The organism is Micromonospora gifhornensis (assembly GCF_016863515.1).
Taxonomy (GTDB): Bacteria; Actinomycetota; Actinomycetes; order Mycobacteriales; family Micromonosporaceae; genus Micromonospora; species Micromonospora gifhornensis.
The window spans coordinates 146,196-162,288 of the sequence record NZ_BOPA01000002.1; the positions used below are offsets into that span (position 1 = coordinate 146,196).

A 16,093-nucleotide genomic window follows, 5' to 3' on the forward strand; every position below is an offset into this window, starting at 1 on the left:
AACAGGTGTTGTGGTTGCTGCTAGGGTTTTTCCGTGGCGCGCAACCCGCAGCGGCGGGCGGCCCTGGCGGACGCCGGGCTGCGGGTGCTGGCCGCCCACGGCGCCCGCGGCCTCACCCACCGGGCCGTCGACGCCGAGGCGGCGGTGCCCGTCGGCACCACCTCGAACTACTTCCGTTCCCGCGACGCCCTGCTCGGCGCGCTCGGCGAGCGGATCTTCGAACGGTTCGCCCCGGACGACGCGGTCGTGGCCGAACTGGCCGCCCGTCCGCCCTCCGCGGCCCTGCTCACCGACTACGTCCGGTACATCGTCGAGCGCACCACCCGGCACCCGGAACTCACCCGTGCCCTGATCGAGCTACGCCTGGAATCGGTCCGCCGCCCCGACCTGGCCCGGATCCTCGGCGACACGCTGCGCCGGGGCTACCGTGCCGACGTCGCGTACCACCTCGGCGCCGGCCTGCCCGGCGGCGCGTTCGAGGTGGCCCTGCTGCGCTACGCCGTGGACGGGCTCCTGCTCGACCTGCTCACCACCTCGATCGACACCGGATTCGACCCCGACCAGGTGGTTGCCGCCCTGGTGTCCCGCCTCGCCGGCGACGTCCCGCCCGGCGGCTGACTCTCCGTCACGGCGATGACTGTTCGGCGGTGCAGCGGGGAAACGTTGATCTGACGCACCTGGGGAGGAGCGACGGATGACGCGTGGCGGACTGACCATCGGCGTGCTCGGCTCATACGGTGGCCGCAACCTCGGCGACGAGGCCATCCTCACCGGCCTGCTGACCGACCTGCGTCGGCAGGAGCCGAACGCCCGGATCATCGTCTTCTCGCGTAACCCCGAACACACCGCGGTGGCCCACCCGGACGTGGAAGCGGTGCCCTGGGAAGGGGTCAGCCGCACCGACTCCGCCCTCGTACTGTCCCAGCTCGACCTGCTCATCCTCGGCGGCGGCGGGATCCTCTACGACAAGGAGGCCCGCCGGTACCTGCGGGTGGTCCGGGTCGCGCAGGAACGGGGCCTGCCGGTGCTGACCTACGCGGTGGGTGTCGGGCCACTGAGCGACATGGTGGACACCGGCATGGTGCGCGAGACGCTGGCCGGCGCCACCCAGGTGACCGTACGTGACCAGGAATCGCGGATGGTGCTGGAGGAAGCCGGGCTGCTCAACCCGATCACCGTCACCGCCGACCCGGCGTTCCTGCTCGAACCCGAGGAGTTCCCGGCGGAACTGCTGCGCGAGGAAGGTGTGCCGGCCGGTAAACGGCTGGTCGGGATGAGCGTACGGGAGCCGGGCCGGGCTGCCGAACGACTGGACGTGGACGGCTACCACCGGCTGCTCGCCCAGATCGGTGACTTCCTGGTGCACCGCATCGACGCGCACGTGTTGTTCGTGCCGATGGAACGCGACGACATCCGGCACTCGCACGGCGTGCTGTCGCACATGATCGCCGCCGAGCGGGGCCGGATCCTGCACGGCAACTACTCGCCGCAGCAGGTGCTCGGCCTGATGCGCCACTTCGACCTGGCAGTCGGCATGCGGCTGCACTTCCTGATCTTCGCCGCGATGATGGGTACGCCGTTCCTACCCCTGCCGTACGCCGGGAAGGTCTTCGACCTGGCGCAGCGGCTCGGCGTGCCGGCGCTGCGCGGCGTGGAGAGGGAGGTGGAGGGCCCGTTGCTGGCCGAGGTCGACCAGCTGTGGGACGAACGCGACCAGCGGGCCGAGACCACCGCGCAGCGGGTGGCGCAGGTCTGCGACGAGGCCCGCGGCACCTCCCAGGTGACCCGGGCGGTCCTGGAGAGCCTGCGCAGCCGTTCCCTGGTCGAGGTCGGCGCCTGACCTGAACTGCCGACCTCGCGCTCAGACCGCCGGGCCTGGGGTGCGGGTCTCGCGGTCAGAGCGTCGGGCCTGGGCTGCGGGTCCCGCGGTCAGACGGCCGGGCCGCGCCAGCGGTAGCACCACTGCTGTGCCTGGGCATCGATCGATTCCAGCTCGTAGATGTCCGCCTCGGCCAGGCCGCCCGATCCCACGTGATGGTGGGTCAGCGGCGGCCGGTCGTTCGGATCCAACTCGACGGTGACGTGCTGACCGTCCGCAGAACCGCCCACCAGCGGGATCTCAACCGTTGCTGCCATGCGCCCATCCTGCCCCGAGCACCGCGCCCTCGCAGCGGATCGGCAGGCCCACCGGCACCGAGCGCGCTGGCCGGTGCCTGCGGACCGGGGGCGGTGTCCAGCTTGCGGCAGAGCGCGTTTCGGGCCCGGCCGCTCGGGATAACGTCTCGACATGGCGGAGATCGCGATTGACCCGACACTCGGACCGGTGGTCAACCGGACGGCCGGCGAGCGGGAAGTCCTCGAATCCTTCCTGGATTTCCACCGGACCGTCCTGCTGCGCAAGCTGCACGGCCTCACCGACGCCGATGCGGCCCGCCGTCTGGTGCCCTCGGCGACCACCATCGCCGGGCTGGTCAAACACCTCACCGAGATCGAGCGCAACTGGTTCCACATCCTGCTGGAGCCGTCGCCCGGCGAGACGTTCCCCACGACGGACGAGGCGGCGCTGGCCAGCTTCACCCTCGCCGAGGACGACACCGTGGAGCGCCTGGCCGCCGACTACCAACGAGTCTGCGCCCGGTCCCGGGAGATCGTGGCACGCTTCGACCTCGACCACGTCGTGCCACACCCGCAACTCGGCGAGGTGTCGGTGCGCTGGATCCTGGTGCACATGATCGAGGAGACGGCCCGACATGTCGGACACGCCGACATACTCCGAGAGCTCACCGACGGTGCCACCGGCGCCCTCTGACAGCTCGACCTCCAGACCGTCGCGGCAACGGCGCGGCGGAGCGGTCCACGGCGCGGCGGCGCGGGCCAAGGGCGTGGTCAGGGGCGGGGGAGGAGACCGGGTGGGTACTCCATGCCGTCGTGGGTGCAGGCTGCGGCGGCGACCCGGGCCGCGTACCCGGCGGCTTCCGCCCACGTCGCGCCTCGCGAACGGGCGGCGATGATGCCGGCCGCGAAGGCATCCCCGGCACCGTTGGTGTCCACCACAGGGCCGGGCGGCGTGGCTGCCGGAATCCGGGTGACGGCACCGCCGAGGTGCAGATCCGCGCCGTCGGCACCCCACGTCACCAGCACCGGCCGCGGTGCCAGCGCAGCGCCCACCGCCGTCGACCGGTCGCCGAGCGTGACTCCGCTGACCAGCACCAACTCGGCGATCTCGGCGAACGGGCGATGGTACGGATGCTGCCCGTCCCAGTCGTGCAGGTCGGTGGAGCTGCCCACGCCCTCGCCCAGCATGTCGTCGAGAGCGGGCAGCAGGTCCCGTACCCAATTCATGATCGAAAGGTGGACGTGCGTGGCCTGCTCGACCAGTGTCGCCACCTGTGCCACCGGGAAGGGTGCGGTCCCGTCGGCGGGGCGGGGGTCGTACAGCGACATCCGCCGTCCGGCGGGATCGACAAGGTTGACAGAGCGGCGGGTGCCGGCCGGCGTCTCGGCCAGCACGGCGTGCACCCCGGTGCGGGACAGCGCGGCCCGCACCACGTCGCCGGCCGGGTCCGTGCCGAGCGTGTCGACCACCGTCACCCGTAGCCCGAGGGCGTGCGCGGCGAGCGCCACGCCGGCACCGGTGTTGCCGATCCGCAGTTCGATCGGCTCCACGGTGACGGAGTCGACCACCGGCAGGGGCAGTGCGGGCACCCGGACCCGGACGTCCACGCCGAGGCCGCCGAGCACCAGCAGGTCGCACATGGCGCCGACGGTAGCGGGCCGGGTGCGCCTATCCTGACCCGGGTGTTAAGCGGGGGCCCCTGCTCTACCGGAGGCGTTAACAAGGGGCCCTTCCTTTCAACAAGGTGGGGTGCGGGTGCTTGTCGTTCATGGGGCGTGGCTGCCGGGTCGGGGGCTCGCGGTCTGGGGTGAGGACAGCACCCTGCCGCCGCGCGCCGCGCGCCGTCCCGGCCGGGCACCCCGGGAACGCCCGCATCCCTTCGCCGCTGCGCACGCCACGCTTGCTGCCGCACTGGCCGAGGTGGCCGAACCGACGGACCTCGGCACCGCGCTGCTCCGCCTGCCCACCCGCGCCGGATCCCCGGTCGACTCGCCGGAGCTGGTCCGGACCGCCGTCGTGGAACCGGTCCGCGGCCCGGTCACCCTGGCCGGCTGGCGGGTGCCCATCCTGGCGTACGCCCCGGACGCGGCCCTGCCGTTGCTGCGTACCCTCGACGGGCTGACCGCCGTGCCCGGCGCGACGCTGCGGCACCTGGCGGAACTGGCCACCTTCGCCGCCGACCTGGCCACCAGGGGTCGGGTCCTGCCCGGCCTGGCCACGCCGCCGGCTCGTCCGGGCGCATCCGGTGCGGTCGTCGCCGCGCCCCGCAGAGCCGCACGCGGCTTGACGTCCCGCGCCCGGCTGCCCCGCGTCGGCACGCGCGGCATGGCCGGTCGGGGGACCGGGGTCGACGCCCGTGCGGTGTGGCGACCGCTGCTCACCGGGACCGACGCGGCCTGGGCTCGGGCGTTGGCGCTGGCCCTGCCACCGGCCGCCCGCGCGGTGGCCGAGGCCGACCTGCCCGCGACACCGACCGGGACCGCCGTACCCACCGGGCCGGCTTCGGACGCCGACGGTGCGGCCGGGCCGGCTTCGGACGCCGAGGGTGCGGCCGGGGCGGGGGTGCTGGTGGGTGATGCGCTCGACGCGCTCACCGACGCGGCGGTGCGGGCGGCGCTGCCGCAAACCACCTTGGCGCGCGGGGTACGCCGCGACGGGGCGGTGGCGGCCTGGCTCGGTGCGCTCACCGGGCCACAGCGCGGGTTCACCGCCGAACCGGCGGCGCTGGACGTCCTGCGTGACGAGCTGGAAGCCTGGCAGCGGGACGCGGCCGGCGGGACGGTACGGGCCAGCTTCCGGCTCGTCGAACCATCCGACGACGAGATCGAGACCACGCTGACCGTGGTACCGGCCGACCCGGACGCCATCGTGGCGACCGAGGGGACGTGGCGGGTGGAGTTCGGGCTCCGCGCCGCCGACGAGTCCGGTCTGCACGTCGACGCCGGGCAGGTGTGGTGGGGTACGGCCGTACCCACGCTGGACAGCCCGCAGGAGACGCTGCTGGCGGAGCTGGGCCGGGCCAGCCGGCTCTGGCCGGAGCTGGACTCGGCGTTGCGGACCGCGACGCCGGAGGCGCTGGAACTGGACGCCGAGGGTGCCCACCGGTTCCTGCGCGAAGGTGCCCCGCTGCTGCACGCGGCGGGCTTCACCGTGCTGCTGCCGTCGTGGTGGCAGCGGCCGTCGGCGCGGCTCGGCGCGCGGCTGCGGGCCGGTTCCCGCACCGCGCCCGGCACGGTCGCCGCCGCCGGTGAGCGGGTCGGGCTGGACGCGCTTGTCGACTACCGGTGGGAAATCGCCCTGGGTGACCAGCCGCTGACCGCCGAGGAGTTGGCCCGCCTCGCCGAGTTGAAGACGCCGCTGGTGCGGCTGCGCGGCCACTGGGTCGAGCTGGACCCGAAGCGGCTCGCCGCCGGCCTGCGGCTGTTGCGGTCCACCGGCGAGCTGACCGTCGCCGATCTGCTCCGACTGGGGCTCGCCGACGCCGAGCAGCCGGATGCGCTGCCGGTGCTGGAGGTGAGCGCCGACGGGGCGTTGGGCGATCTGCTCGCCGGGTCGGTGGAGCGGAGGCTCGCCCCGTTGACCGAGCCACCGTCGTTCGCCGGCACCCTGCGGCCGTACCAACGGCGTGGTCTGGCCTGGTTGACGTTCCTCCAGTCGCTCGGGCTGGGCGGGGTGCTCGCCGACGACATGGGGCTGGGCAAGACGGTGCAGCTGCTGGCGTTGTTCGCGGCCGACCCGCCGCAGGCCGGGCCGACCCTGCTGGTGTGTCCGATGTCGCTGGTCGGCAACTGGCAGCGGGAGGCCGCCCGGTTCACCCCCGAGCTGCGGGTGCACGTGCACCACGGCGCGCAGCGGGCCCGGGGCACCGAGTTCCGCGACGCCGTACGGGCTGCGGATCTGGTCCTCACCACGTACCCGACGGCGGCCCGGGACGCGGCGGACCTGGCCGGTGTCGACTGGCACCGGGTGGTGCTCGACGAGGCGCAGGCGGTGAAGAACGCCGCCACCCGGCAGGCCGAGGCGGTCCGCGCGCTACCCGCCCGGCACCGGATCGCGGTCACCGGTACGCCGGTGGAGAACCGGCTGGCCGACCTGTGGTCCATCATGCAGTTCGCCAACCCGGGCCTGCTCGGCCCGGCGGCGACGTTCCGTAAGCGCTTCGCCGAGCCGATCGAACGGCACGGTGACACCGACACCGCCGAGCGGCTGCGCCGGATCACCGGCCCGTTCGTCTTGCGCCGACTCAAGACCGACTCGTCGATCATCTCGGATCTGCCGGAGAAGCTGGAGATGGAGGTCGTCTGCAATCTGACCGCCGAGCAGGCGGCGCTCTACCAGGTGGTGGTCGACGACATGATGGCCCGGATCGAGGCCAGCGAGGGCATCGAGCGGCGCGGCCTGGTGCTGGCCACCATGACCCGGCTCAAGCAGGTCTGCAACCATCCCGCCCAGTTGCTGCGCGACGGGTCGGCGCTGGCCGGGCGCTCCGGCAAGCTGGCCCGGTTGGAGGAGATCCTCGACGAGGTCCTCGCGGCGGGGGAGAAGGCCCTGTTGTTCACCCAGTACGCGGAGTTCGGCGGGATGCTGCGCGGCCACCTGTCGGCCCGCTTCGGCCGGGAGGTGCTGTTCCTGCACGGCGGCCTCGGCAAGGCCGACCGGGACGAGATGGTGACCCGGTTCCAGTCCGACGACGGCCCGGCCCTGTTCGTGCTCTCCCTCAAGGCCGGCGGTACCGGGCTGACCCTGACCGCCGCCAACCACGTGGTGCACGTGGACCGGTGGTGGAACCCGGCGGTGGAGGACCAGGCCACCGACCGGGCGTTCCGTATCGGTCAGCGCCGCCGCGTGCAGGTCCGCAAGTTCGTCTGCGCCGGCACGGTGGAGGAGAAGGTCGCCGCGCTGATCGCCGACAAACGCAGTCTGGCCGCGTCGGTCGTCGGCACCGGCGAGCAGTGGGTCACGGAGCTGTCCACCACCCAGCTGCGCGAGTTGTTCAGCCTGGAGGCCGGGGCGGTGGCGCAGTGACCAGCCCGACCGGTACCGGTGGGCGGGGCCGGTTCGCCGACTACGGGCGACCCCGCCGGGTCGACGGCGGATTGCGGGCCCGCAGCAGCCGAGGCGCCATCGGGGTGTCCTGGTGGTCGCGGCGGTTCCTGGAGGTGCTGGAGTCGTTCGCGCTCGGCACCCGGTTGACCCGTGGCCGCGCGTACGCCCGAGCCGGTCAGGTGGTACGCCTTGACATCGCCCCGGGCACGGTGACCTCGACGGTGCAGGGCTCCCGCCCCCGGCCGTACCAGGTCCACATCGCACTGCCGGTGTTCCCGGAGCAGTTGTGGGCACGGATCGAGGCGGAGCTGGCCGGGCAGGCGTTCTTCAGCGCCCGGCTGCTCGCCGGTGACCTGCCGGCCGAGCTTGAGGAGCTGTTCACCGCCGTCGGTGCACCGCTGTTCCCGGCCACCGTGACGGAGTTGGCGCAACGCTGCTCATGCCCGGACGCCGCGGTCCCCTGCAAACACCTCGCGGCCACCTTCTACCTGCTCGCCGAGGCGTTCGACGCGGATCCGTTCGCCCTGCTGCACTGGCGTGGCCGCAGCCGCGACGCCCTGCTCGACCGGCTCCGCGAGCTACGTGGCACCGGCACCAAACCGAGCAGCACAGGCACCCTCGGAACCGTTCGGCCTGCGGCGGCGGGTGCGGCGCGAGCCCTCACCGATCTGCCCGTCGCCCCGTTGGCGGAGACGGTCGACCGGTTCTGGCTGCCGCCAGTGCCCCTGCCGGATCGCCCGCCGAGTGTGGCGAGCCGTCCGGATCTGCTGTTGCGGCAGCTCGGTGCACCCGCACCGGCGATCGGTGGACCGGGTCTTCTGGAGCGCCTGCGTCAGGCGTACCGGCAGCTCGGTGAGTGAGCGGCCGCGGCGTCGACCCGGTCGGGCAGCTTCGGCGCTGGTCAGAGCCAGCGTTGCCGGAACCGCCACATGAGTACGGCGTTGGTCAGCAGCACCACGGCGAAGATCGCCCCGGTCAGCCGTCCGAATGCCACGGTCGCGGCCGGCAGGGCCGCCCACAGCAGGATGGTCAACAGCAGTAGCCATCGTCCGCGTCGACCCTTGGCCCGGTTGTCGAGCCGGGCGAAGAACGCCGGGTCGCTCTCTCGGAGATTACGGGTGATCTGCTCAAAACGACGCTGATCCTCTTTGCTGAGCATGTGCCTTCCCCTCACGCGTTCAGCAACGGCGAGGCGGAATACCCCTGGGGTCACGGCTCACGCGCTTCTCCTGCTGCTTCTTTCGACAGCAGGACGGGGCGAGCGGCCGACGGTGCATACGGGTGCTGATGTCGTCGCACAGTTCCGGTCGACCGAGAAGGATGCTGCGTACCCGAACCCGTCCGGTAGCGCCGCGAGTCCCTTTTCGCTCCCGACGACCCCAGCTGCGTCAGGCCCGGCTCAGCAGCCAGACCGCGTCCAGCACACGGACCGGGTCAGAGCCAGCGGACCGGGTCAGAGCCAGCGGGTCGGGCGGTGGGTGGTTGCCGGGCGTGAACCGAGCGGGCGGGGCCGACCGGGGCGTGCACCCGGTGGGCGGGTGGCGGCCCACCGGCGGCCAGGACGGTGCCGCCGTGGTGGCTCGGCACCGTTCGGGTGGTGTGTGGTGTCGTCCGTGGACATCGCCGATCCCCGCTCCCGGCGCCGGGCTGCGCCGTCGTACTGCTCAACGACCGCGTGCGGTCCGGCGTCGCTGTCCGCACGACCGGCACGCGCGGGGAGTCGTGCTCACCTGCCTCGACGGGGCAACGGCAGGTGGCCGGGCACCAGCGCCGGCACCAGGGTGACCCCGGTGGCCCGGAGCGCGTCGATCAGGGTGTTCTGGACCAGGTAGGAGTCCGGCAGCTGCCAGCGCGCCTGCTCCGGCGCCACCATCCAGCGGACCGGGCCTTCGGGTAACCGGGTGGGCGGTGCCGCGATCCACGAGCCGGGACCGTGCCGTACCACCTGGAGACAGTGCTCCAACTCGGGGCGCAGCGGATCGCCGGGGCGTACCAGGAACATCCACCGCCCGGTCGGTGTGACAAGGACCGGACCGCGGACGCCGAGGCCGGCGGGATGGGCGCGGACCGCGTCCAGCACGCGGCGGCCCAGGTCCGCGGCGACCTCCAGCACGTCGAAGGAACGCCCGGTGGGCAGCAGTACGCCGTGCGGCCGGGACCGCCACCAGTTCGCCACCCGGGCCGGGTCGGCACTCGCGGCGTGCTCCCAGTCCTCCAGGGCGGGATGGCAGCCGACGGTCGGGCAGCCGGCCCGACCGCAGACGAAACGGCTCCGGGCCAGGCAGGCACCGGGGGTGACCTCCCAGCCGTGCATCGCGTACCGCACCGCGACCCGGCGTAGTCGTACCCGTTCCAACGGCGACAGATGCGCCACCCGCGGTCCGACGTTCCCCCACATTGGCGCCATCTCCCCTCGCCGGGCCGTCCGGTGCAATTCACATGTTGAGCACCGTCACTGCCTTCGTTCACGATCGTTTGCTCTGACAAAGTGGTTCATGCAACTTGCACGAAAACTATGAGGAATGGCCGTACGGCTGACGCACAACCAGTGCGACCAGCGGAAACCTGAAGACGGACGGTTGACCGCACCCGCGGAACAGACCACGGCCCCTGGCTGCGGCTCCATCTAGGGAGGACTGGCGAGATGGACGAACTACCCATCGGGCGGCGGGTGGCCTACTGGCGAGGGCGACGGAAGATGTCGCAACAGGTCTTCGCCGACCGGTTGGGCAAGTCGAAGAGCTGGGTCGACAAGATCGAACGCGGCGTACGCCGGCTCGACAAGTTCTCCGTCCTCTACGAGATCGCCGACATCCTGCAGATGGATGTGCAGCTGCTGCTCGGCAAGGACCCGGAGCGGCGCGGTGACACGCTCAACTGCATCGAGCAGTTCGAGGTCGAGGAGATCCGGGCGGCGCTGGAGCGGTACGACTCGGTGAGCGCGTACTTCGACGCCGCGCCGTGCCCACCCCCGCTGGCGGACATGAGCAAGGCCGTCACCCACGCCTGGCTGACCTACCAGTACGGCCGCTACGGCATGCTGATCCGGGCACTGCCCAAACTGCTGCGCGACGCCCAGGCCGCCGACGCCGCCTACGGCGGCGATCAGGCGGAGCGCGCCGCCCACCTGCTCGCGCAGGTCTACCAGATCGCCTCCTCGGTGCTGCGCAAACTGGGCGAGGTTGAGCTCGCCTGGCTCGCCGCCGATCGCTCCATCGCAGTCGCCCAACGCGCCGACGATCTGCTGCTCGCCGGGGTCGCCACCACCCGGGTGTGCAACGCCCTGGCGTCGATGGGACGGTCCCGCCCCGCGTTGGAGTTGAACGTCCGGATCGCCAACCGGCTCGCCCCCGGCGGTCAGAACGACACCAGCCCGGAACGGATCTCGGTGTACGGCATGCTGCTGCTGCAAGGTGCCATGGCCGCCGCCCGTATCGGCGACGCCGCCACCGTCGATGACCTGATCTCCGGCGCGTACGCGGCGGCGCAGGAACTCGGCAGTGACCAGAACCACTACTGGACCTCGTTCGGGCCGACGAACGTCGAACTGCACCGGGCGGCCGCCGCCGTCGAGTTGGGCGACGGTGGCCGGGCGGTCGAGGTGCACCAGCTCAAGCTCCAGAACCCGTCCTTCGACGCGCTGCTGCCGGAACGTCGGGCGCATCACCTGCTTGACCTGGCCCGGGGCTACGCCCTGATCGGCGACGTGGCAAACGCGGGTGAGATGTTGCTGCGCGGGGACCGGCTCGCCCCGTCCGAGATCCGCTGCCGGCCGATCGCCCACGAGGTGATGTCCGACGTCCTACGTCGCACACGTGGTGCGCCGCCTTCGCTGATCGCGGAGTTGGCTGAGCACATGGGAGTAGGGGTATGACTTCGGGGCCGGTCTGATGACCGGTTCGCACCGCCACGACGGGCACCGTGAGGTGCTGTACATCATCGCCTGCGGTTCGCCGCTGGCCCGAGACGTGGGTCGGCTCGTCGAGCTGGCCCAGCAGGACGGCTGGGACGTCTGCGTGGTCACCACGCCCGACGGCGCCAAGTTCGTCGACCGTGCCGCGTTGGCCCGCCAGACGGGCCACCCGGTGCGTACGCACTACAAGAACCCGGGTGATCCGGACGTGCTGCCGTCGGCCGACGCCATCGTCGTCTGCCCGGCCACTGTCAACACGGTAAACAAGTGGGCGGCCGGCATCGCCGACACCCTCGCCCTCGGGTTGCTGATCGAGGCGCAGGGCCGGGGCATCCCGCTGGTCGCCGTGCCGTACACAAACGTCGCTATGGCCGCCCACCCGGCCTTCCGGGCGGCGATCGACCGACTGACCGAGTGGGGGGTTCGCGTGCTCTTCGGCGACGACGTCCTCCCGCTGCACCCACCCGGAACAGGGGAGCGGTACCAGCACGCCTTCCCCTGGCCACTCGCCCTCACCGCACTGCACGACCACCTCGTCCACACTTCGTGAAAGGAAGGGCCCCTTGTTAACGCCTCCGGTAGAACAAGGGGCCCCTGTTAACAACCGCACCCCGGCCGTCCGGCGGCGGGCGGGTGACGTCCCGCCTCGGCGCTGACGCCGGTAAGCTGGCCCGTCGTGAGCACAACCACAGCCGTGCCGACCGTCGCCGACGTCCTGGCCGAGCTGGAGCGGCGCTACCCGCCGAGCTGGGCCGAGGAGTGGGACCGGGTCGGCCTGGTGCTCGGCGAGCCGGACGCCCAGGTGCGCCGGGTTCTCTGCGTCGTCGACGTGGTCCCCGAGACGGTCGCCGAAGCCCTCGCGGCCGGCGTCGACATGATCGTCGCTCACCATCCGCTGCTGCTGCGTGGCGTCTCCTCGGTCGCGCCGACGACGTACAAGGGCCGGATCATCCACCAACTGATCAAGGCCGACATCGCGCTGTACGTCGCGCACACGAACGCCGACGTGGCCGCCCCCGGCGTCTCCGACGCCCTCGCCGGTCGGCTCGGCCTGACCGACCTGCGCCCCCTGCAACCGGCCCGGCCCGGCACCCCGGCCGCCGGCGAAGGCCGGGGCGTGGGCCGCATCGGCCGGTTGCCCCGACCGATGAGCCTGGCCGAGCTGACCCGGCACGCCACCTCCGTGCTGCCCACCACCGCCGTCGGAGTACGCGCCGCTGGCGCACCGGACCGCATCGTGCGTACCCTCGCCGTCTGCGGTGGGTCCGGGGACAGCTTCCTGGCCGACGCGAGCGCCGCCGGCGTGGACGCCTACCTCACCGCCGACCTGCGCCACCACCCGGCCGGCGAGCATCTCGCCACCGGAGGGCCGGCGCTGCTCGACGCCACCCACTGGGCGACCGAGCGACCCTGGCTGGACGACCTGGCCGCGCTGCTGCGGGGCACGTCGGGCGTCGAGGCCCTGGTGTCCGACCTGGACACCAGCCCGTGGACCGTACACGCAGCCCCACCCTCAACGGGCCGGCCCGCAGTGGCCGAACCCGTAGCGGACGACAAGGAGCCCGACCGTGAAGGCTGACCCCCAGGTCCAGCGCCGCCTGCTCGACCTTCAGGCGATCGACACCGCCCTCGCCCAGCTCGCCCACCGGCGGCGGTCGCTGCCCGAGCGTGCCGAGTTGGAGGCCCTGGCCCGGGAGCTGTCCGCCCTGGAGGACGAGCGGGTCCGCGCCCAGGTCGCGGTCGACGACCTGGACCGCGACATCGCCCGGCTGGAGAAGGACGTCGACCAGGTGCGGGCGCGCAAGGCCAAGAACGAGGACCGGCTGGCCGCCGGCACCGGCCCGGCCCGCGAGCTGGAGGCACTGCAACACGAACTGGTCTCGCTCAACCGCCGGCAGGGTGACCTGGAAGACGCCGAACTGGAGCTGATGGAGCAGCGCGAAACCGCCCAGGCGGTGCTTGACGGCGTGGAGCAGCGGCTCGCCGAGGTCCGCGAACGGCGGGCCGCCACCGAGCAGCGGCGCGACGAGAGCCTCGGCGAAATCGGCCGGGAGGAGGAGTTCAAGCACTCGGCCCGCCAGCCGCTCGCCAACGACCTCCCCGCCGACCTGGTGCAGCTCTACGAACGGATCCGCGCCGACACGGGCCTCGGCGCGGCGCTGCTCTACGCCGGCCGCTGCGGCGGTTGCCGACTGGAGCTTTCCGGCGCCGATCTGTCCCGCATCCGCAAGACCGACCCCGACGAGGTGGTCCGCTGCGAGGACTGTCGCCGGATCATGGTCCGCACCAACGAGTCCGGGCTGTAACCGGTGGCACCGCGTACCGTCCTGGTCGAGGCCGACGGCGGCGCCCGGGGCAACCCGGGCCCGGCCGGGTACGGCGCGGTGCTCCGCGACCCGACCACCGGCGAGGTGCTGGCCGAGCGCAGCGCCGCCATCGGCACCGCCACCAACAACGTCGCCGAGTACCAGGGCCTGATCGCCGGCCTGACCGCCGCCGTCGAACTGGGCGCCACCGAGGTCGAGGTCCGGATGGACTCCAAGCTGGTGGTCGAGCAGATGTCCGGCCGCTGGCAGATCAAACACCCCGGGCTGCGTCCGCTCGCCGCCCAGGCCGCCCAACTGGTCGGCCGCATCGGCACGGTCCGGTTCACCTGGATCCCCCGGGACCGCAACACCCACGCCGACGCCCTCGCCAACGCCGCCATGGACGCCGCCGCGACCTCCGGCGTCGCCGTACCCTCCGTCGCGCCGCCGCGCGTGGTCGAGCCGCCCCGCGAACTCGGCGGCCCGCAGCCCGCCGGCGGCGGCGCGGCCACCGTCGCCGCCCACGCCGAGACGCCCGGCGCCGACCTGACCAGCGCGCCGGTCTCCTGGGAGCCCCGGCCCAGCTTCACCGCCACCCGGCTGATCCTGGTCCGCCACGGCGAGACCGAGTACACCGAACAGGGCCGCTACTCCGGCCGCGGCGACGTCGCGCTGTCGGCGAAGGGCCAGGCCCAGGTGCGGGCCACCGCCGCCCGGGTGGCGGCGCTCGCCCCGCAGGCCGCCGCCGTGATCAGCTCACCGTTGTCCCGGTGTACGGCCACCGCCGAGGCGATCGCCGCCGCCATCGGCGACCTGCCGGTACGCCCCGACGACGACCTGATCGAGTGCGACTTCGGCGCCTGGGAGGGCCGCACCTTCGCCGAGGTACGCGAACAATGGGCGGGCGAGTTGGACGCCTGGCTCTCCTCCACCCGCATCGCCCCACCCGACGGCGAATCCTTCACCCAGGTCGCCGAACGCTGCGCCCGGGTGACCGAACGCCTTGTTGCGGCGTACCCCGGCCAGACCGTGGTGGTGGTCTCGCACGTCTCGCCGATCAAGCTGATGCTGCGCGACGCCCTCGCCGCCACCGACGCCTTCCTGCACCGGCTCTACCTCGACGCCGCCGGCATCTCGGTGCTGGACCGCTGGCCCGACGGCGGCATCGCCGTCCGCACCGTCAACGACACCACCCACCTCGCCGCACTGCAGTAAGGAAGGGCACCTTATTAACGCCTAGCGTTGTATAAGGGCCCCCTACTAACACGTAGCCGCGTGGCGCGAGCAGCGTCGCGGGTGCGGGTGCGGCGTGCCTGGGCGCTGCCGGTCAGCGCAGCGCCCGCCACAGCAGGTACAACCCGATCGTGGTGCCGAAGACCACGATGATCGCCTTCAGCAGCTTCGACGGCAGCCGACGGACCAGCCGGGCGCCCGCGTACCCGCCGACAAGCGTGGCCGGCGCCAGCAGCGCCACCCCGGCCCAGTTCACCGGCCCGGCGAGCGCGAACACGGCCACCGTGGTCAGGCCGATGATCGCGGAGAGCAGGTTCTTGATCGCGCTCACCCGGGCCAACGTGGCGTCCAACACCAGGGCCAACGCGGCGACCAGCATCACCCCGACGGCCGCGCCGAAATAGCCGCCGTACACCGAGGCCAACGCCACCACGACCTGGATCGTCAGACCCCGCCGCCGGGTCGGCACATCACGCGGATGCCCCACCAGCCGCCGCAGCGGATCCTGAAACGCCAGTAGTGCCGTCGCCCCGAGCACCAGAAACGGTACGACCACCTCGAACGCCCGTGGCGGAGTGACAAGCAGCAGCCCCGCACCGACCAGCGCGCCGACGATCGTCGTCGGCACCAGCGTGACCAGCAGCCGCCCCCGAGGCAGATCCATCCAACTGCCCGCCACGGCCGCGCCGTACCCCGGGAACACCGACACCGAGTTGGTCACGTTCGCCGGCACCGGCGGCAACCCCACCGCCAGCAGCGCCGGAAACGTGATCAGCGAACCACCCCCGGCCACCGCGTTGACCGTACCGGCGGCCAGACCGGCCGCGAGCAGCAACGCGGCGTTCGCAAGATCCATACTCGCCGAGGCTAGTCGGCCCGGTCTGCGACAGCGAGCCCACCGGCATTATCTGACCTGGTGGTGGCCTGCTGGTCATCGTCGCTGCCGGGTGCGCACAGCCGTGGCAATAAGTCGCCCGGCCGGTGTCGTTAGGATGTGTGCGCGACGGACGAGTCGACCGGGCGGTCGCGTCGGCGGGCAGCAGCCCGCCGCCGAGGAACGTCCGGACTCCACAGGGCAGGGTGGTTGCTAACGGCAACCCGGGGTGACCCGCGGGACAGTGCCACAGAAAACAGACCGCCGACCCCAACGGGGACGGTAAGGGTGAAACGGTGGGGTAAGAGCCCACCAGCACCCCGGGTGACCGGGGTGGCTCGGTAAACCCCACCCGGAGCAAGGCCAAGAAAGGGCCGTCACCGCATGATGACGACCCGCGCAGACGCTTGAGGGTGGCCCGCCCGATGTCTGCGGGTAGGCCGCACGAGCCTGCCGGCAACGGCAGGCCGAGATGGATGGCCGCCGCCGGCGCCAAACCCCTCGGGGTACGCGCCGCGCACAGAATCCGGCGTACAGGTCGACTCGTCCGTCGCCAACCCGCCGAGAGCCGCGATCAAGGCTCTGGCCTGGTTCTGAGTCTGGGC

The 16,093-nt window shown here is 72.5% G+C and carries 15 protein-coding genes, 1 other RNA gene and 2 pseudogenes; 12 read left to right on the forward strand and 6 right to left on the reverse strand.

The features are described 5' to 3' along the window. Positions 1–33: 33 nt before the first annotated feature. Together Vgi01_RS01085 and Vgi01_RS01090 are read left to right on the forward strand one after the other, a co-directional pair. Positions 34–618 (forward strand): TetR/AcrR family transcriptional regulator, encoded by a 585-nt coding sequence (locus tag Vgi01_RS01085; RefSeq protein WP_102657872.1) that lies wholly within the window; start codon positions 34–36, stop codon positions 616–618. Between the two features lie 76 nt (positions 619–694). Continuing rightward, positions 695–1,840, forward strand: a complete 1,146-nt coding sequence (locus Vgi01_RS01090; protein WP_204289882.1) for a polysaccharide pyruvyl transferase family protein — start codon at positions 695–697, stop codon at positions 1,838–1,840. Positions 1,841–1,929: 89 nt separating this feature from the next. Here Vgi01_RS01090 and Vgi01_RS01095 read toward each other — a convergent pair whose 3' ends face one another. Then, the gene (locus Vgi01_RS01095; RefSeq protein ID WP_102657870.1) at positions 1,930–2,136 is read right to left on the reverse strand and encodes a DUF8847 domain-containing protein; all 207 of its coding nucleotides are present in this window, start codon (positions 2,134–2,136) and stop codon (positions 1,930–1,932) included. Positions 2,137–2,287: 151 nt separating this feature from the next. Here Vgi01_RS01095 and Vgi01_RS01100 point away from each other — a divergent pair, with 151 nt between their 5' ends. Beyond that, entirely contained in the window at positions 2,288–2,809 is a 522-nt protein-coding gene (locus Vgi01_RS01100) for a DinB family protein (protein WP_102657869.1), read from the forward strand. A gap of 77 nt (positions 2,810–2,886) precedes the next feature. Here Vgi01_RS01100 and Vgi01_RS01105 read toward each other — a convergent pair whose 3' ends face one another. Beyond that, positions 2,887–3,756: a carbohydrate kinase family protein gene (locus tag Vgi01_RS01105; protein WP_204289883.1), complete on the reverse strand. Its 870-nt coding sequence runs from the start codon at positions 3,754–3,756 to the stop codon at positions 2,887–2,889. Positions 3,757–3,871: 115 nt separating this feature from the next. Here Vgi01_RS01105 and Vgi01_RS31335 point away from each other — a divergent pair. From Vgi01_RS31335 to Vgi01_RS01115, 3 genes and pseudogenes are all read left to right on the forward strand, one after another. After that, positions 3,872–4,330: pseudogene (locus Vgi01_RS31335) on the forward strand (ATP-dependent helicase); the annotation flags it as partial. Positions 4,331–4,672: 342 nt separating this feature from the next. Beyond that, positions 4,673–7,141 (forward strand): annotated as a pseudogene (locus Vgi01_RS01110) (DEAD/DEAH box helicase); the annotation flags it as partial. Next, positions 7,138–8,022 carry an SWIM zinc finger family protein gene (locus tag Vgi01_RS01115; RefSeq protein ID WP_204289885.1) on the forward strand — a complete coding sequence of 295 codons (885 nt, stop codon included), beginning with the start codon at positions 7,138–7,140 and terminating at the stop codon, positions 8,020–8,022. The pseudogene Vgi01_RS01110 and the gene Vgi01_RS01115, both read left to right, overlap by 4 nt. Before the next feature lie 41 nt (positions 8,023–8,063). On the opposite strand, the gene Vgi01_RS01120 is transcribed toward Vgi01_RS01115, so the two are convergent. The 3 genes from Vgi01_RS01120 to Vgi01_RS01130 all read right to left on the reverse strand — a co-directional run bounded on the left by Vgi01_RS01120 (position 8,064) and on the right by Vgi01_RS01130 (position 9,560). Continuing rightward, positions 8,064–8,321 carry a DUF3040 domain-containing protein gene (locus Vgi01_RS01120; protein WP_204289886.1) on the reverse strand — a complete coding sequence of 86 codons (258 nt, stop codon included), beginning with the start codon at positions 8,319–8,321 and terminating at the stop codon, positions 8,064–8,066. Positions 8,322–8,596: 275 nt separating this feature from the next. Next, the gene (locus tag Vgi01_RS01125; protein ID WP_204289887.1) at positions 8,597–8,749 is read right to left on the reverse strand and encodes a hypothetical protein; all 153 of its coding nucleotides are present in this window, start codon (positions 8,747–8,749) and stop codon (positions 8,597–8,599) included. Positions 8,750–8,888: 139 nt separating this feature from the next. Next, a complete protein-coding gene (locus Vgi01_RS01130) occupies positions 8,889–9,560 on the reverse strand; it encodes a bifunctional DNA primase/polymerase (RefSeq protein ID WP_102657864.1) in 672 nt (223 codons plus the stop codon). A 246-nt stretch (positions 9,561–9,806) separates the two neighbouring features. Here Vgi01_RS01130 and Vgi01_RS01135 point away from each other — a divergent pair, with 246 nt between their 5' ends. The 5 genes from Vgi01_RS01135 to Vgi01_RS01155 all read left to right on the forward strand — a co-directional run bounded on the left by Vgi01_RS01135 (position 9,807) and on the right by Vgi01_RS01155 (position 14,596). Further along, positions 9,807–11,036, forward strand: coding sequence for a helix-turn-helix domain-containing protein (locus Vgi01_RS01135; protein ID WP_102657863.1), 1,230 nt, complete (start codon positions 9,807–9,809; stop codon positions 11,034–11,036). A 16-nt stretch (positions 11,037–11,052) separates the two neighbouring features. After that, positions 11,053–11,625 (forward strand): flavoprotein, encoded by a 573-nt coding sequence (locus Vgi01_RS01140; protein ID WP_102657862.1) that lies wholly within the window; start codon positions 11,053–11,055, stop codon positions 11,623–11,625. 126 nt (positions 11,626–11,751) lie between these two features. Then, positions 11,752–12,654 (forward strand): Nif3-like dinuclear metal center hexameric protein, encoded by a 903-nt coding sequence (locus Vgi01_RS01145; RefSeq protein ID WP_102657861.1) that lies wholly within the window; start codon positions 11,752–11,754, stop codon positions 12,652–12,654. Next, entirely contained in the window at positions 12,644–13,381 is a 738-nt protein-coding gene (locus Vgi01_RS01150; protein WP_102657860.1) for a zinc ribbon domain-containing protein, read from the forward strand. The genes Vgi01_RS01145 and Vgi01_RS01150 overlap by 11 nt, the downstream gene beginning before the upstream one ends. Positions 13,382–13,384: 3 nt before the next feature. Next, positions 13,385–14,596: a bifunctional RNase H/acid phosphatase gene (locus Vgi01_RS01155; RefSeq protein WP_204289888.1), complete on the forward strand. Its 1,212-nt coding sequence runs from the start codon at positions 13,385–13,387 to the stop codon at positions 14,594–14,596. Between the two features lie 112 nt (positions 14,597–14,708). Here the strand turns inward: Vgi01_RS01155 and Vgi01_RS01160 are convergent, their stop codons facing one another. Then, positions 14,709–15,470, reverse strand: a complete 762-nt coding sequence (locus Vgi01_RS01160; protein ID WP_102657858.1) for a sulfite exporter TauE/SafE family protein — start codon at positions 15,468–15,470, stop codon at positions 14,709–14,711. A 152-nt stretch (positions 15,471–15,622) separates the two neighbouring features. On the opposite strand from Vgi01_RS01160, the gene rnpB reads away from it, so the two are divergent. Further along, positions 15,623–16,038: RNase P RNA component class A (gene rnpB / locus Vgi01_RS01165), an RNA gene on the forward strand. Positions 16,039–16,093 lie beyond the last annotated feature (55 nt).

Excerpts from the sequence above, each read along its gene's own strand:
- Vgi01_RS01090 (WP_204289882.1), top strand. The coding sequence starts at position 695 with ATGACGCGTGGCGGACTGACCATCGGCGTGCTCGGCTCATACGGTGGC.
- Vgi01_RS01160 (WP_102657858.1), bottom strand. The coding sequence starts at position 15,470 with ATGGATCTTGCGAACGCCGCGTTGCTGCTCGCGGCCGGTCTGGCCGCC.
- Vgi01_RS01100 (WP_102657869.1), top strand. The coding sequence starts at position 2,288 with ATGGCGGAGATCGCGATTGACCCGACACTCGGACCGGTGGTCAACCGG.
- Vgi01_RS01140 (WP_102657862.1), top strand. The coding sequence starts at position 11,053 with ATGACCGGTTCGCACCGCCACGACGGGCACCGTGAGGTGCTGTACATC.
- Vgi01_RS01120 (WP_204289886.1), bottom strand. The coding sequence starts at position 8,321 with ATGCTCAGCAAAGAGGATCAGCGTCGTTTTGAGCAGATCACCCGTAAT.
- Vgi01_RS01130 (WP_102657864.1), bottom strand. The coding sequence starts at position 9,560 with ATGTGGGGGAACGTCGGACCGCGGGTGGCGCATCTGTCGCCGTTGGAA.
- Vgi01_RS01095 (WP_102657870.1), bottom strand. The coding sequence starts at position 2,136 with ATGGCAGCAACGGTTGAGATCCCGCTGGTGGGCGGTTCTGCGGACGGT.
- Vgi01_RS01105 (WP_204289883.1), bottom strand. The coding sequence starts at position 3,756 with ATGTGCGACCTGCTGGTGCTCGGCGGCCTCGGCGTGGACGTCCGGGTC.
- Vgi01_RS01135 (WP_102657863.1), top strand. The coding sequence starts at position 9,807 with ATGGACGAACTACCCATCGGGCGGCGGGTGGCCTACTGGCGAGGGCGA.